The organism is Flagellimonas okinawensis (assembly GCF_029194005.1).
Lineage (GTDB): Bacteria > Bacteroidota > Bacteroidia > Flavobacteriales > Flavobacteriaceae > Flagellimonas > Flagellimonas okinawensis.
In genome coordinates, this window is sequence record NZ_JARFVA010000001.1 from 98,908 (window position 1) to 113,816 (window position 14,909).

Annotated in this window: 13 protein-coding genes; 4 read left to right on the forward strand and 9 right to left on the reverse strand. The window is 40.2% G+C overall.

Annotated elements, in window-relative coordinates; genetic code table 11:
• Nucleotides 1-386: 386 nt before the first annotated feature.
• Nucleotides 387-1,250 carry a sigma-70 family RNA polymerase sigma factor gene (locus PY091_RS00500; protein ID WP_100818963.1) on the reverse strand — a complete coding sequence of 288 codons (864 nt, stop codon included), beginning with the start codon at nucleotides 1,248-1,250 and terminating at the stop codon, nucleotides 387-389.
• A gap of 243 nt (nucleotides 1,251-1,493) precedes the next feature.
• Here PY091_RS00500 and PY091_RS00505 point away from each other — a divergent pair, with 243 nt between their 5' ends.
• Both PY091_RS00505 and PY091_RS00510 read left to right on the forward strand, forming a co-directional pair.
• Nucleotides 1,494-3,005 (forward strand): DEAD/DEAH box helicase, encoded by a 1,512-nt coding sequence (locus tag PY091_RS00505; RefSeq protein ID WP_275647806.1) that lies wholly within the window; start codon nucleotides 1,494-1,496, stop codon nucleotides 3,003-3,005.
• Between the two features lie 89 nt (nucleotides 3,006-3,094).
• Nucleotides 3,095-4,330 (forward strand): glycosyltransferase, encoded by a 1,236-nt coding sequence (locus tag PY091_RS00510; protein WP_275647807.1) that lies wholly within the window; start codon nucleotides 3,095-3,097, stop codon nucleotides 4,328-4,330.
• A 15-nt stretch (nucleotides 4,331-4,345) separates the two neighbouring features.
• On the opposite strand, the gene PY091_RS00515 is transcribed toward PY091_RS00510, so the two are convergent.
• The 5 genes from PY091_RS00515 to PY091_RS00535 form a co-directional block, all read right to left on the reverse strand.
• On the reverse strand, nucleotides 4,346-4,816 hold the full coding sequence (locus PY091_RS00515) for a hypothetical protein (RefSeq protein WP_275647808.1): 471 nt from the start codon (nucleotides 4,814-4,816) through the stop codon (nucleotides 4,346-4,348).
• A 25-nt stretch (nucleotides 4,817-4,841) separates the two neighbouring features.
• Nucleotides 4,842-6,524, reverse strand: coding sequence for an N-acyl-D-amino-acid deacylase family protein (locus PY091_RS00520; RefSeq protein ID WP_275647809.1), 1,683 nt, complete (start codon nucleotides 6,522-6,524; stop codon nucleotides 4,842-4,844).
• A gap of 69 nt (nucleotides 6,525-6,593) precedes the next feature.
• Nucleotides 6,594-7,694 carry an FUSC family protein gene (locus PY091_RS00525; protein WP_275647810.1) on the reverse strand — a complete coding sequence of 367 codons (1,101 nt, stop codon included), beginning with the start codon at nucleotides 7,692-7,694 and terminating at the stop codon, nucleotides 6,594-6,596.
• Between the two features lie 133 nt (nucleotides 7,695-7,827).
• Entirely contained in the window at nucleotides 7,828-8,412 is a 585-nt protein-coding gene (locus PY091_RS00530; RefSeq protein WP_275647811.1) for a porin family protein, read from the reverse strand.
• Nucleotides 8,413-8,583: 171 nt separating this feature from the next.
• On the reverse strand, nucleotides 8,584-9,471 hold the full coding sequence (locus PY091_RS00535; protein WP_275647812.1) for an SDR family oxidoreductase: 888 nt from the start codon (nucleotides 9,469-9,471) through the stop codon (nucleotides 8,584-8,586).
• Between the two features lie 131 nt (nucleotides 9,472-9,602).
• Between PY091_RS00535 and PY091_RS00540 the strand changes: the two genes are divergently transcribed.
• Nucleotides 9,603-9,965: a winged helix-turn-helix transcriptional regulator gene (locus tag PY091_RS00540; protein ID WP_275647813.1), complete on the forward strand. Its 363-nt coding sequence runs from the start codon at nucleotides 9,603-9,605 to the stop codon at nucleotides 9,963-9,965.
• Here PY091_RS00540 and PY091_RS00545 read toward each other — a convergent pair whose 3' ends face one another.
• The 3 genes from PY091_RS00545 to PY091_RS00555 form a co-directional block, all read right to left on the reverse strand.
• Nucleotides 9,966-10,589, reverse strand: a complete 624-nt coding sequence (locus PY091_RS00545) for a class I SAM-dependent methyltransferase (RefSeq protein WP_275647814.1) — start codon at nucleotides 10,587-10,589, stop codon at nucleotides 9,966-9,968.
• A gap of 64 nt (nucleotides 10,590-10,653) precedes the next feature.
• Nucleotides 10,654-11,244: a hypothetical protein gene (locus PY091_RS00550; protein ID WP_275647815.1), complete on the reverse strand. Its 591-nt coding sequence runs from the start codon at nucleotides 11,242-11,244 to the stop codon at nucleotides 10,654-10,656.
• A gap of 39 nt (nucleotides 11,245-11,283) precedes the next feature.
• Complete coding sequence (locus tag PY091_RS00555) at nucleotides 11,284-11,730, reverse strand: hypothetical protein (protein WP_275647816.1); 447 nt, start codon at nucleotides 11,728-11,730, stop codon at nucleotides 11,284-11,286.
• Between the two features lie 161 nt (nucleotides 11,731-11,891).
• On the opposite strand from PY091_RS00555, the gene PY091_RS00560 reads away from it, so the two are divergent.
• A complete protein-coding gene (locus PY091_RS00560) occupies nucleotides 11,892-14,786 on the forward strand; it encodes a Tn3 family transposase (protein ID WP_116183696.1) in 2,895 nt (964 codons plus the stop codon).
• Nucleotides 14,787-14,909 lie beyond the last annotated feature (123 nt).

Below are 14,909 nucleotides of genomic sequence, written 5' to 3' on the forward strand. Positions count from 1 at the left end.
TTCACCACAATTTGTGCGGACCATATAATCTTTAAACCTAAATAGCGTTATACGTAAAACCCCGAACAAAAACCAAAGATTACCATGTTATACGATACCTACGGAGAAGAATACTTGGCATTTTTACAAGAACTGAACGAAATCTTGACAGTAAACGAACTAGCCGAGCTCGATTATCTATAGTTGACAAACACCCCAAAATTTGTTACCATGAAAAACCATAACAAAGAAAACACCGCTTACATGAATTTTATTCAAGATTTGAAAGACATGCTCACAGATTTTGATATTAGTCTTTTGAGCAAACAATGATGTTTAAGTGTATATCATAAAAAAGGGGAGGTTGTAATCAACCTCCCCTTTTTTATTGGGCATCATTTATTATACTATCCCAAATAAGATTTCAATATCTTACTTTTAGAGGTATGCCTCAATTTTCGTATTGCCTTTTCACGAATTTGTCGAACACGTTCTCTGGTGAGGTCAAAAGTGCTACCAATTTCTTCCAAAGTCATGGAAGGCTGATCACCAATTCCATAATAAAGCCTAACCACATCCGCCTCTCTAGGGGACAAGGTGTCAAGGGCCCTATTGATTTCCGTATTTAAAGACTGATGCATCAATCCTTTATCTGGTTTTGGAGAATCCCCGGCGTTCAAAACATCATATAAATTAGATGTTTCCCCTTCTTTTAAGGGTGCATCCATGGACACGTGACGTCCAGTATTCTTTAATGATTGTTTTACCTCGGAAACGGTCATATCTAGTTCCTTAGCAATCTCTTCCGGAGACGGCGGGCGCTCATGTGCCTGTTCTAGATAAGAGAAGGTTTTCTTTATTTTGTTAATGGACCCAATTTTGTTCAAAGGCAAACGTACAACACGGGATTGCTCCGCCAAAGCCTGCAGAATGGACTGGCGAATCCACCAAACTGCATAAGATATAAACTTAAATCCGCGGGTTTCATCAAAACGTTTGGCTGCTTTTACAAGGCCAACATTACCCTCATTGATTAAATCAGGTAATTTTAAACCTTGATTTTGGTACTGTTTAGCTACAGAGACCACAAACCTTAGGTTCGCATTGGTCAATTTTTCCAAAGCAGCTTGATCACCGGCCCTAATCTTCTGTGCTAACTCAACTTCTTCCTGTGCAGTAATCAAATCAATTTTACTGATGTCCTGCAAATATTTGTCAAGTGATTTAGATTCTCGGTTCGTGACCTGTTTAATGATTTTTAGCTGCCTCATTCTTGTATCTGGTTTACTAGTGTTATAAGCTATCATTATACATTATAATCTCCATTTTTCCAAGTCGAAAATGTTATTGTTATCAAAATGTTATGAGCAAATAAGGCAAAAACGAAAAAAAGGAGCTGTTTTTTAATTGTTGATACAATTTTGATAGAAAAGCCTCGGAGTATTGGTCTCAAGCACAAAAAACCCCTAATTTTGTAGGGTTTTTTATTTAAGAATCCATAACGCATATTCCCTTTGGAGGTAAACAAAGAAGTCAAGAAGAAAACATTATACGATTACCAGGAAGAAGACCTGAATAAAATCTTCACTCAACTGGACAAGCTGCCAGATGGTACAAACATTTTGTATCAACTGCCTACCGGTGGAGGAAAAACAGTGGTGTTTTCTGAAATTACCAGACGGTTTATTGAGCAGACCGGTAAAAAAGTGATGGTTTTGACCCACCGCATTGAGCTCAGTAAACAAACCTCTAAAATGCTCAAAGGTTTTGGAGTGGCCAATAAGGTCATCAATAGTGAAGTGAAAGAACTTTACGATCAAGATGACTATATGTGCTTTGTGGCCATGGTGGAAACCTTGAACAATAGATTGCAGGAAGAAAAGGTAAAGATCAACAATATAGGCTTGGTCATTATAGATGAAGCCCACTACAATTCTTTTAGGAAGCTTTTCAAATACTTTGATAAGTCCACCATTTTGGGAGTTACGGCCACGCCGTTGAGTTCCAATATAAAACTCCCCATGAAGGATAATTACAAACACTTGATCATAGGGGAGTCCATACAATCATTGATCGATAAGAATTTCTTGGCCAAAGCCAACTTATATAATTACGATGTTAGCCTACGTACCCTAAAATTGGGCATCAACGGGGATTATACCGTAAAATCCTCCGACGAATTTTACAGTGCCCATAGTATGCTTGGTAAATTGCTCACAGCCTACGAGGAAATTGCCAAGGGCACCAAAACTTTGATTTTCAACAATGGTATCAATACGTCTTTGTACGTGTACGAGACCTTTAAAAAAGCTGGCTATAACGTTAGGCACCTGGACAATAAAAATACGGCAACAGAGCGGAAAGAGATTTTAGAGTGGTTTGCAGAGACGCCAGATGCCATCTTAACTTCGGTCAGTATCTTGACCACAGGTTTTGATGAACCCACGGTGGAAAGCATCATTTTAAACAGGGCCACACGTTCACTTACCTTATATTTTCAAATGATCGGACGTGGTTCCAGGGTACTGCCGAACAAAAGTGAGTTCAACGTCATTGACATGGGAAACAACATTGCCCGTTTTGGGCCTTGGGATGCTCCCGTAGATTGGCAGGAAATCTTCCATTTTCCTGATTTCTATTTGGAAAACATTAAAAATGATGAAGAAATTGAACGTGACTTTGTTTACGAAATGCCGGATGACTTAAGAGCTAAGTTCAGCAATTCGGACAATATTACTTTTGATGTAAAAGAAGAATACAAAAAAATCTTTGCACAAGGCAAAAAGTCCAAACTCGTATTGGAAAAAAGTATTGAGCAACATGCCCAAATCTGTGTGGAGAATAGCGAGGATGTTTTCGATGCCCGTATTCTAGCAAAGGAGCTGAAAGATGAAATCCAATATCGTGTAAAGCAATATTCCTATTGCATAATGAACAACACCAAAAACTACAAAGAGTGGTTGGAAGAGGACTACGAGCGAAAACTACGTTCCAGTATATCTAAAAAGTTTGCTGCAAGAATGTAAATCCGGATTACTGATTATTATATAGATCGATTCTTGAGCTTGGATTTGAACTTGTATTTTAATAGTTCCAACTTCGTACATTTACCCGTATGTCAAAAACACTGCTTGTTATTGGTTACGTATGGCCAGAGCCCACCACTACAGCTGCGGGGTGTCGCATGCATCAGCTATTGGAAGGGTTTCAAAACTTTGGCTATAACATAACCTTTGCCAGCACGGCCAGTAAAACTGAGTATAGCCTGGATTTGGGTAAAATGGGCATCAAAGAAGTTGCCATACAACTCAACCATTCCAGTTTTGATGATTTTGTAAAAGAGCTTTCACCTGACATTGTGCTATTTGATCGTTATATGGTCGAAGAACAGTTTGGATGGCGTGTGGCAGAGTTTGCCCCAAGAGCCATTCGTATTTTAAACACCGAAGACCTCCACGCTTTGCGAAAGAGTAGGGAAGAGGCACATAAAAAAGGAAAATCCTTTAAGATTGGTGATTGGAAAAACCATCCTATGACCCTACGGGAAGTGGCCAGTATATACCGATGCGATATTAGTTTGATGATTTCCACCTACGAAATGGAAATTTTACAGGAAGAACTTCAAATTCCATCAAACCTTTTGCTGCACTTGCCTTTTATGGTTGATGTTACAAACATAACCGAAGTAAAAAATCCTCCTTTTGAAGGCAGAAACGGTTTTGTGAGTGTTGGTAATGGCAAACACGCGCCAAATGTAGATTCGATTAAAGTTCTAAAACAAGAAATTTGGCCTCGAATAAGAAAGCAACTGCCCGATGCGGAAATCTATATTTATGGTGCTTATTTACCACAGCAAGTAAGTGAGATGCACCATCCAAAATCAGGATTTTATATAAAAGGTTGGACCGATAATGTAGATGCAGCACTCCAAAAAACTAAAGTACTATTGGCTCCCATACAGTTTGGGGCGGGCATTAAAGGTAAATTATTGGATGCTATGCGAACAGGTACTCCTAGTGTGACCACCTCCGTAGGTGCAGAAGGAATGCATGGAGAATTACCTTGGAACGGAACCATTACCGATGATTGGGACGAATTTGCACAAGCTGCCGTGGAACTGCACCAAGATCGGGATTTATGGGTAAACGCCCAAGAAAAGGGCATGGGATTACTACAGACTTTTTATGATAAAAATGCTTTACAGAATAAGTTAAAGGATCATGTAAACCAACTGATACATACTTTGCAAACCCATCGCAAAGAGAATTTTATTGGAAAACTACTACAACATCAATCCATGGCCAGTACCAAGTATATGGCCAAATGGATCGAAGAAAAGAATAGGGAGTAAAGCATCCCAAAGCCTTTACATGCACGGAGGCTCTTCCACCACCTTAAATTGATCCTTGTATTCCTCAGGAACCATATTTATGGAATATTCCACCATACTGCCATCATAATCCTTCTCTTCCCAAGTCCAATTGTATAAATATGAACTGATTTCCGTCACCATGAAGGTGATTTGGACATCATCTGGCCTAGTTACAGTGATTTTTGTGGTTTTATCATCAATAGGTACAATCTCTTCAAGTACGTTTACCCAGCCATCTTGCCCAGTAACTTCGGTGAACTTGTTTTCTCCATTGGTGCTCTCAATAATGAATTCCGTATTCTGATAATCACAAGGGATAAAGATTACTTGCTCGCCATTTATGGTAGAAACCTCATGCCAATGCTTTGGAAACTTTTGTTCAACATTATACCCATCATCAACAGTTTTAGCTTGAAATAAGGAAATGGAAAAAATAAATAAATAAAGAAATTTTATGGAACTCATATTTTAAAATAGTTTATACTCAAGATTATTTGTTTTGATAGCCAGGTCCTTTTACCACTTGCCCAGGCATATTTCCCGTGTGCTCCCCATCTTTTAAGACCTGGATGCCGTTCACAAAAACGTGTTTCATTCCTTCGGAATATTGATGTGGCTCTTCAAAAGTTGCTTTATCTATTATCGTATTCGAATCAAACAAAACAACATCGGCATAGTACCCTTCAGTTAAACTCCCTCTTTTTTGGATTTTAAGATTGGTCGCAGGCTGTTTTGTGAGTTTGTGTACAGCTTCCTCTAACGAAATCACTTTTTCTTCACGTACATATTTGCCCAACAAACGAGCAACGTTACCATAGGTTCTTGGATGGGTGCTCGATTTTAAGAAAACACCTTCCGTAGCGGGGGAACCGGCATCTGAACCAAAGCTCATCCAGGGGAGGGCAATCTGTTTTTTCACATTGTCCTCGGACATTAAAAAATAAATGGTACCAACACGGCTTCCATCTTGTACAACCAAATCCATGGCTGTTTCCTCTGGTGAGGTTCCGCGCATTTCGGCAACCTCTTTCAATGTTTTTCCTGTTAAATATTTTAATGAATCCGCCCTAAATCCTACCAACAGAATTTTACTAGGGTCTCCTGCGGCTTGCATCAAACTTTCCCATTTATCGGTAGGAGTAATCATCTCTTCTTTTACTTTTTCTCGAATAGCAGGGTCTTGTAAGCGTTCCGCCCATTTTTCATAACCGCCTTCTTGTACCCATGGTGGCATGGATGCGTCCAACCCCGTAGATCCAGCAATATAGTTGTACATGTCCGCGGTGATATGTAGCCCGGCCGCGTTGGCGGAGTCCACTTTGGCCACCACTTCGTCAAACTTGTCCCAATTATCCTTACCACTTTGTTTGAGGTGATAAATTTCGGCCCGGATATCGGCCTCATCCGCAATACGAATCAATTCATCCAAACTTTCCAGTAATCGAGAACCTTCACTGCGCATATGGCTAATGTACATACCATCATACTCCGCTGCGACTTTGCACAGCTCGATCAATTCTTCCGTGCTGGAATAGAAAGCGGGGGCATAGATGAGCGAAGAACCTACTCCCAAAGCACCTTCTTCCATGGCTTGCTTCACCATCATCTTCATGCTATCCATTTCCTGTGGAGTAGGGGCACGGTCCTCATAACCAACCGTATTTACCCTAAGGGTAGTTGCACCGACAAAAGAAGCTACATTGGGAGAAATCCCTTTAGTGGTCAAATATTCCAGATATTCGTTCAAGGTGTTCCATTCAATTTGATACGTAATGTCTCCTTGACTTTCCTGCTCTTCTTTTTTCATGGATTCGTTGAGTGGTCCCATGGACCACCCCTCTCCAAAAACTTCAAGAGTTACGCCTTGTTTTATGTCCGCCATGGATCTTCCATCTTCAATCAAAGATTCAGTGGCCCAACTTAGCATATTTATAAAACCCGGAGCAATGGTCAATCCAGTTGCATCAATTTCGGTAGTTCCTGTTGCATCCCCCAAATCGCCAACGGCAGCAATCGTATCCGCATTGATTCCCACATCTCCGAGATAGGAAGGATTTCCCGAACCATCCACTATTTGACCATTTTTAATGAGTATATCAAAACTTTGAGGCTGAGAACAGCTGCCCAAAAACAATAAAATGATCAGAAATCGGAAATAGAGGTTGGTTTTCATGGTTTGGCTATTAAGAGAGATAACCAATTTATGCTATTTTCGGCGCATACCAAAGGTGAAATTCTGAGCTTATAGGATTTTGTTTCTTTTTTCCATAGTGACTTTTATTCGCTTAAGCCCATGTAGCGTGGTATAACGTATTTTTTCCTTGTACAACATCCAACCTCCAAAGGCACCTAAAACACTACCGATAACTATTTCCCAAAAACGAAGCTCTATCAAATCCTTTGGACTTGCCATTAATGGACTAGCTGCCTCTGAAAGAAATATCGTCATTGGGGTAATAAAGATTACCGCAAGTGCATAGTGCCGGATTATAAGCAATTCAATAATGAACTGGAGTACTATAATGGAAACACAAATTTCCAAAGGAGTATCCACAAAAGTTAAAAGCAACCAACATAGTCCAAGCCCAACAAAGGTTCCTAAAATACGATAGGCCGTTTTTTGTCTAATATGATAGAGTGAAGCACCTTGCATTACCGCTGCGGTCGATACGGGAATCCAATAGGGATTTTGGTATCCCATCAGGTAGCCAATACCCATTCCACCTGCCATAAAGGCTGCCATAACTATGGCTTCCCAAATATCAGCGAAATCGTTCTTTGTGAAAACCGATGGCTCCGAATTATCTTGTTCTGGATTATCGGATGGATTTGTTTTCCAAATTATGTGTATGGTAGCCAAAATGGAAGCCAACATGGTTCCCAGAGACAATGCACCTATTTTGGTTGGAATGGTTTCTAAATGAAAGGGCTGACAAATGGATAGCGCGGCAATCATGATAAAGAAAAAACTACGCGGTGGAGAGGTCTTGTAAACCAATACGATCCAATGCACTATAAAGGTAAACAGGCCCATGGCAATTACTGCAGCAACGGGATGAAAACTAAAAAATTGGCCTACGGAAAATGAAATGATAAAAGCAAATGAAGCAACCAAAATGGTCACAAAACGATTGGTTCGGGAGCCTGTTTCCGGTAAATACAGGATAACCAATCCGCCCAAACTCCCCATTAACCCTAATCTTAAGTTTTCAAAATATAGTCCAACCAATAAGGGTATACCTACGCAAATTGCGGCCAATAAAGGAATATACCATTTTTTGGATGTCTGTCTTAAAGTGAAGAACAGAGAGAGCTCGTCACCGATTTTCTTTTTCAATTCCATAGTAAATGCAAAGTTCGGCCATACTTAAATCAAAGCCAAAAGGAACAAGCCTTTAATTACTGTCCCAAACCATAAAACTCCATCTAATAACAGATGGAGTTTTTGATTTTCTTTTTCAATATTTTTTTAATGATTAAAACATAAATCCAAGCCCAGCTGAAAATACGGAATTGTGGATGTCAACATCTTCTATCATTTCAGAAAATCCATAGGAATATCTTCCTTGGATAAAAAATCCTGAAGGAAATTTGTACTCAACCCCAGCGGCTCCCTGAAAATCAAAGCTGTTAATGGAATCCGTATCAAAACTTCCTGAATCTTCTCCTGAGGCAAAATCCAACGATTCGTTCACTTTAAATCCAAATTGTGGACCAGCCTGTAGGTTTAGTCCATCAGCTATATAAAATTTTAGCAGTACAGGAACTTGGATATAATCCACTTTGAATTGTGCATCTGGTGAGTCGGGCTCATCGGTGATATCAAATCCCTGAGCAGAATAATAAACCTCTGGTTGTAAGGATACATGATCGGACAATGGAGCTTCCGCCAAAAGTCCTAGGTAAAGGGAAGTTCTTGAGTCCGGGCTATCATAGTTGTCACCGGCCACAGTAGCAAAGTTGGTACCCCCGCGAACACCGAGTTGAACATTATTGGTATTTTGAGCAAATGAGGTGATTCCTATTAACAGAGCACCGATCAACATTACATTCTTCTTCATGATATTCATATTTTGGAATTTTAAGTTGTCACGAAAGTAGAATGGTCCTATCCCTTTAATTGATGCATTCCATAGAATTATTGACTCAAAAAGTCAACACACTGATAATCATTTATTTAAATAACAACCCAAGAAATTCCCTTGGGTTGTTAGTATGTCTTTGGGTCTCCACTAAGCATAAGAACCTTCCAAGAAATCACTGATTGACTGGGTTTTCCTGCCCAAAACTTTCTCCAAATCATCTGATTTTTGGTCAAATTCACCATTGGCAATACCCAAACTGAACATGGTCAGCATTCCAATGATATCCTCTGGCAATTGATAGGAGGCCATGGTTTTTTTAAACTCATCTACTTCAGGGGAAACATAATCAATAGTTTCATCCAAGGTAGTACTCAATAGTTTTGAAACATCTTCAAAACTTGTTTGTTCGCTCCCGTTAAACTCCAATATTTTATTTTCATAATTACTTGTATCAGATAAGATAATAGCTTCCGCCTCCGCAAAATCTTTACGCGGAACAAATGATGTTTTCCCATCACCGGTTGGCAGGTAAATGGTTTTTGACTGTAAAAGCTGTTCTTTTTCTCCTAAAAACATGGGGATGACTTCGGCGTACAGGTTATGCCTAAGAATTGTATAAGTAATACCTGATTCCTTTATCCATTCCTCGGTTTTTACGTGGGCATCAACTACAGCGAACAATGGTGCTTCAGTTGATTCATCCTTGCGTACGGTGCTGGTATACAATATATGCTTGACTTGGGATGCTTTTGCCGCCTCTACAACATTCTTGTGTTGTGGAATACGTTTGCCAATATCACTGGCAGATACAAAATATAAGGTTTCAATGCCTTTAAAAGCTTCTTTTAAACCATCAAGATTGTCATAGTCTGCAATTCTGAGATCAAAACCAAGTTCAGCCAAAGCTTTTGCTTTATCGCTTTCCTTGTCCCGAACCAATACAGCAATGTCCGCCACATTTATTCTATCTTTTAGAAATCTTGCTGTTGCTCCTCCGAGTCCTCCGGTTGCACCGGTAATCAATATTTTTGCCATTTTATAATTTATTTTAGTTATTTACTTACTTTTGGTAAGTCAAAGGTAATGGGTTAGTTACTTTTCAACAAGAACAAACCTGAAATTCAGATACTTACCTTTAAGTAATTAATGCTGATTTTAAGTTAGTTATGGAAAATGAAGTGAAAAACTATGCAGATGAAGAGCATTGCCCGGTTCGTAATGTACTAGATCGTTTTGGAGACAAATGGTCTATGTTGGTGTTGATGTTGTTAAGTGATATGGGGGTTTTAAGATTTAATGAGATTCATAAATATATTGGTACCATTTCACAAAAAATGTTGACCGTAACTTTAAAGAAATTGGAGGTTGATGGTTTGGTACAACGAAAAGCATATCCAGAAATACCACCAAGAGTAGAATATTCGCTCACGCAGCGTGCGCAGAGCTTAATGCCCATTATTCAGGAATTGGCACAATGGGCCAATAAGAATATGGCCGATATTCAAAATTCGCGGAGTAAAGCGGTATAATTATTTCTTTCTTGCAAAAAAACGGATTACGGACCCCGTTCCTACGTGTCCTTCACCTTCATTGAGTTCTACCGTAGTTTGTTGGAGCTCCATTATTTCATAATCTGCAAAATCCCGCTGAAGTTCTTCAATAGAGAATAGAGAGTCCAAATTTCCAGGTCCTCCTACTTTGGGGTTTTCTTTTTTGTACGCTAAATGCGCCTTACTGAAACCTTCGAAAATTATCACACCACCTTTCTTTAAGCTATCATGCAGCAGTTTATGGTAGCTAGGACGAATATCCGGCGGGAAATGGGAATATATCAACGCTATGGCATCAAATTGCTCTGACTGATATCCAAGATTTGGTAGTTCACCAATTTTATAATCAATGGAAACTTGTTTTTTATTCGCAAGTTTAAGAGCTTTTTGCTGTCCTTGTTCGCTTATATCGAAAGCATAAACTTTCCATCCTTTTTGCGCCGCGTAAACTGCATTTCGACCCTCTCCCTCGGCGGCGAACAAAATGGAACCAGTTTTTAGCTCGTTTAATTTTTCCTTTAAATATTCATTCGGTTGTGTGCCATAAGCATAATCTGTTTGACCAAATTTGGTGTTCCACATTTTTAGCCATTCACTTTCCATATCCCTGTTTTTTTTACAATATAAAATTACAAGGAATACAGTAATTAAAAGGTATGCTTTTGTCTTATTTCCCGAATATTCCAGATTTCTCACCACTGTCCATATGCCCATAATTTTGGTAGAGTAGGAGGGTATCCCCTTTAGGGGATGTTATTATGGTCCGTTCTTGATGACTGTATTTGTTTCCACCACTTGTCATCATGGTAAATTGAATAGGAACATAATAAGGGAACAAACCTCTAGTATATTCATGTTGGCCTTTATATTCCTCGGGCAACCTAACTCGATACAAATCTGTTCCGAAGTGCTCATTATAAGTTTTTTCATCGATCTTGCCGATCAACATGGATTGTTGGCGTACAAGGTCATTGAGTATGATGTTTTCCTGATCATCAATTTCAAAACTGAATTCACCATATGGCAATCTATAACCATTATTAATGGAGTAACTTATTTTTCCCGAAGCTCGATAACGAAAATTATCTCCAATCTTAGGTGAAATCCTGATTCTCCCACTAAAATTACTTATACTAATATGCGTAAAGGCAATTGGGTCCATTCTTTTAACAAATATGTGGTCCGGGTTTATTTTGCGCGTGATAATAAGGTGCCAGAAGCCAATAAACAGGGCGATGGCCAATATTAGGTACAACATTATTTTTTTAAAGGACATCCTATACTTTAAATTACCTGGTCAATCTTCTTGCTCAATTTGAAATGCGTCATAATTCTCCATATTTAATTCCGTATTTGTTCTAATGGTCTCCAAAAAGTCAAACATTAAATTCAAATGTTCAGAATACCCTTTAATTTGACTCAATAGTACTTCGGAATCAGGATTTTCCACTTCTTTTGGCGAAAAATATCTCGACATGTAGAATGAAGTGTAACTGTTATGCGTAAACGGCTTTAAATAAGAAGCATAAAAGGTTTTCGCAGTTCCTACACTTCTAAAAAAATTAAAATTGGTTTCTTTTTCCTTTGCTGCAAAAAGTAATAATGGAATGGTGAACTTGTTCTTCTTTATTTTGATGGCATCGTATACATAAGGCCATTTTTCTTGGATCTCTGTTAGATCTGTTTTGAATTCAATAGTTGTTTCCATTGAAATAAATCCATCGGCCAAATCTTCCTCGTGCAAAAAACACCAACCTTCTTGTGCTCCCCAACTATGACCAATAAAAAACAACCTATTAGGGGTAGTGACCTCATAGCTACGAAAAGTATCAATTCAGCTCATAAGCCCCATAAATACAAGGGTTGGTAATTTAGCATAATCCTTAAATTGTCAAAAAGTCAAAAATGGAAGACAATTTAAGCACAAACTGGTTTATAAGTTACGACGAAGCAGAACTACTTAAAAACAAGAGATACCCACATAAACTGGCATTTGCACTGCAGTTAAAGAATTATTCGGAAACCGGTGCCTTCATATCGAAAGAAAAGGACATAAGATCTGATTTGATCGATCATCTCTGTACCCAATTACATACGAATCCATCGATTTTGAAAGATTATAATTGGATGTCAAGTACGGCCAAAAGGCACCGTTCAGAGATTCTGATGTTCTTAAAAATTGGACGTCCAGGCGCAGTCGACCAACAAGAATTGAGATTTTTGATGTGCGACCAATTGTTCCCGACAGGCATCCAAAAGGAAGAGGCGAACGATCTTGCCAAAAAATGGTATTTCGAGAAAAGGTTAAAGTGTCCTCCGGAAAATGCCCTTTACAGAGAAATAGCGTCTGCCTTTGCCGACTTTGAAAATAAGCTGTTCACCCATGTTGCCTCACTTTTGGGAAGAGGAACGACTGAACTGTTCGACCGCTGCCTTAGAAGTGAACCACATGAAAATGGTTCGTTCACCTGGATTCGTTCCGACCCTGGCCGTACCAGTCTAGCTACCATTCTCAGCGAACTGGACAAATTGTCGTTTATCGAGGACTGCGGATTGCCCGCAAAAGAAATCGGCGGGATACATCCCAAGATTCGGGAAAGGCTTTACAAAAGGATAGCCTCCGAGTCGGCCTGGGAAATAAGGCGGCACCCACCATACATAAGGGATACCTTGATGTGCATCTTTCTTTATGTCAGAAGGCAGAAAATCATCGATGACCTTGTGGACCTGTTCATCCTCCTAGTGGGAAAGCTATCAAAGAAGGCGAAAAAGAAAGTGGAGACCGTATTGGTAAAGGAAATGAAACGGGTCTATGGCAAGACGACACTTTTGGCACGAATTGCTAAGGCATCATTGAAAGACCCTAAAGGCACCATCACCAAAGTAATATTTCCAATTGCCAGCAAAGCGAAACTCTCCGATATCGTCAAAGAGCACAAATATTCCGGAAAGGGTTTTAAAAATGAGATACACAACTTGGTGCGTTCCAGTTATTCCTCCCACTATCGGAGAATGGTGCCACAGATATTGGGCAGTCTGACCTTTAGGTCAAATAATGATTCACACGCGCCCATCTTGGATGCCATCGACTGGCTCATGGAGAACCCAGTACACAACTCAAAGTTTTCTCTTGCCGATGGTTCGGTTCCCACATCGGATATTATCAGGCCCAGTTTTATAAAACTTATCAAAGGGATGGGCAAAGGTGATATGGACCGAGTGGATTATGAAATAGCCGTCCTCGAAGCTTTGAGAAAACGACTTCGGTGCAAGGAGATATGGGTGGAAGGGGCGGATAAATACCGTAATCCCGATGAGGACGTTCCCATGGATTTCAATATTAACAGGAAATTCTACTATGACCGGTTGGGCGTTGAGAACGACCCGGCAGAGTTTACTAGCGGACTGAAGGAAGAAATGGAGACCGCATTGAGAATGTTGAACGAGAACCTGCCATCCAACAAATATGTAAGGTTAAGGCAGTCGGGAGTTAAGAATATCGTACTCTCTCCCTCGGATCCTCTCATGGATCCACCTAATATAAGTGCGCTCAAGGGAGAGGTCCAATCCAAATGGCCAATGACCTCCCTTTTGGATATACTTCGCGAGGCGGACAGTTGGTCCAGCTTTACAAAATCGTTCAAAAGTGTGAGGACTTCGGAACGGTTGTCGCCCGAACAGCTCAGGAAAAGGTTGCTTTTGGTGCTCTACGGCCTTGGAACCAATATGGGGCTCAATCGTCTGGCATCGGGCAACCAAGTCAGTTACAAGGAGCTCCGCCATGTCAAGAACGCCTATATCCATAAGGATTCCCTGCGTAGGGCGATCAGGGAAGTCGCCAATGGGACATTCTTGGTCAAGGACACCAAACTTTGGGGCGAGGCCACCACCTCATGTGCCTCGGATTCAAAGAAGTTTGGTTCTTGGGACCAGAACCTGATGACGGAATGGCACATAAGGTACGGGGGAAAAGGTGTAATGATCTATTGGCATGTCGACACCCGCTCAACCTGTATCTATTCCCAACTGAAGAAATGCTCCTCCTCTGAGGTGGCAAATATGATAGAGGGGGTGCTCAAGCACTGTACCGATATGAAGGTTGAAAAACAGTTTGTGGACACCCATGGCCAGAGCGAGGTCGCCTTTGCCTTTTGCAGGCTATTGGGGTTTGAGCTGATGCCAAGGTTGAAGAGCATCGCCTCACAGAAACTTTACCTTCCGGATATTTCCCTAAAGAAAGAGCTCAAAAACCTTTTGCCCATACTAAATAGGGGCATTAAATGGGAAATCATAGAAAGGCAATATGATGAAATGGTAAAATACACCGCCGCCCTGGAACAGGGAACGGCCGACCCCGAATCGATTTTGAAAAGGTTCACTAGGGGAAACGAAAGCCATCCGATCTACAGGGCCCTTCAGGAATTGGGGAAGGCCGTGAAAACGATATTCCTTTGCCGTTACTTGGCCGATGAAAATGTTCGGAGGGAAATACACGGGGGCCTGAACGTGATAGAGAATTGGAACTCTGCGAACGGTTTCATCTTTTTCGGAAAAAGTGGAGAGGTTTCATCGAACCGTTTGGAAGAGCAGGAACTGTCGGTACTGGCATTACATCTGCTCCAGAACTGCCTGGTCTATGTCAATACACTTATGATACAACGTGTGGTGGCCGAAAACGGATGGATGGAAAGATTTGACAAGGAAGATTATCGTGCATTGAGCCCATTGATACATGCCCATGTGAACCCCTATGGAAAGTTTGAGTTGGATATGGACAAAAACCTTGGACTTGCTGTATAGGTCGATTATCTCTGTGCCAAAAAAGGTTCCTTTCATGAAACTCAATTAGTTCATCTGAAATTAAATTAGCTTACAGACTTTTTATTTTAAGAGGTTGTCATGAATAATTAAGATATATTCCAA

What these genes read in the sequence shown, in the direction of transcription:
- PY091_RS00540 (WP_275647813.1), top strand. Translation starts at nt 9,603, where the DNA reads ATGGAAAATGAAGTGAAAAACTATGCAGATGAAGAGCATTGCCCGGTT.
- PY091_RS00560 (WP_116183696.1), top strand. Translation starts at nt 11,892, where the DNA reads ATGGAAGACAATTTAAGCACAAACTGGTTTATAAGTTACGACGAAGCA.
- PY091_RS00515 (WP_275647808.1), bottom strand. Translation starts at nt 4,816, where the DNA reads ATGAGTTCCATAAAATTTCTTTATTTATTTATTTTTTCCATTTCCTTA.
- PY091_RS00500 (WP_100818963.1), bottom strand. Translation starts at nt 1,250, where the DNA reads ATGAGGCAGCTAAAAATCATTAAACAGGTCACGAACCGAGAATCTAAA.
- PY091_RS00520 (WP_275647809.1), bottom strand. Translation starts at nt 6,524, where the DNA reads ATGAAAACCAACCTCTATTTCCGATTTCTGATCATTTTATTGTTTTTG.
- PY091_RS00545 (WP_275647814.1), bottom strand. Translation starts at nt 10,589, where the DNA reads ATGGAAAGTGAATGGCTAAAAATGTGGAACACCAAATTTGGTCAAACA.
- PY091_RS00510 (WP_275647807.1), top strand. Translation starts at nt 3,095, where the DNA reads ATGTCAAAAACACTGCTTGTTATTGGTTACGTATGGCCAGAGCCCACC.
- PY091_RS00550 (WP_275647815.1), bottom strand. Translation starts at nt 11,244, where the DNA reads ATGTTGTACCTAATATTGGCCATCGCCCTGTTTATTGGCTTCTGGCAC.
- PY091_RS00525 (WP_275647810.1), bottom strand. Translation starts at nt 7,694, where the DNA reads ATGGAATTGAAAAAGAAAATCGGTGACGAGCTCTCTCTGTTCTTCACT.
- PY091_RS00530 (WP_275647811.1), bottom strand. Translation starts at nt 8,412, where the DNA reads ATGAAGAAGAATGTAATGTTGATCGGTGCTCTGTTAATAGGAATCACC.
- PY091_RS00535 (WP_275647812.1), bottom strand. Translation starts at nt 9,471, where the DNA reads ATGGCAAAAATATTGATTACCGGTGCAACCGGAGGACTCGGAGGAGCA.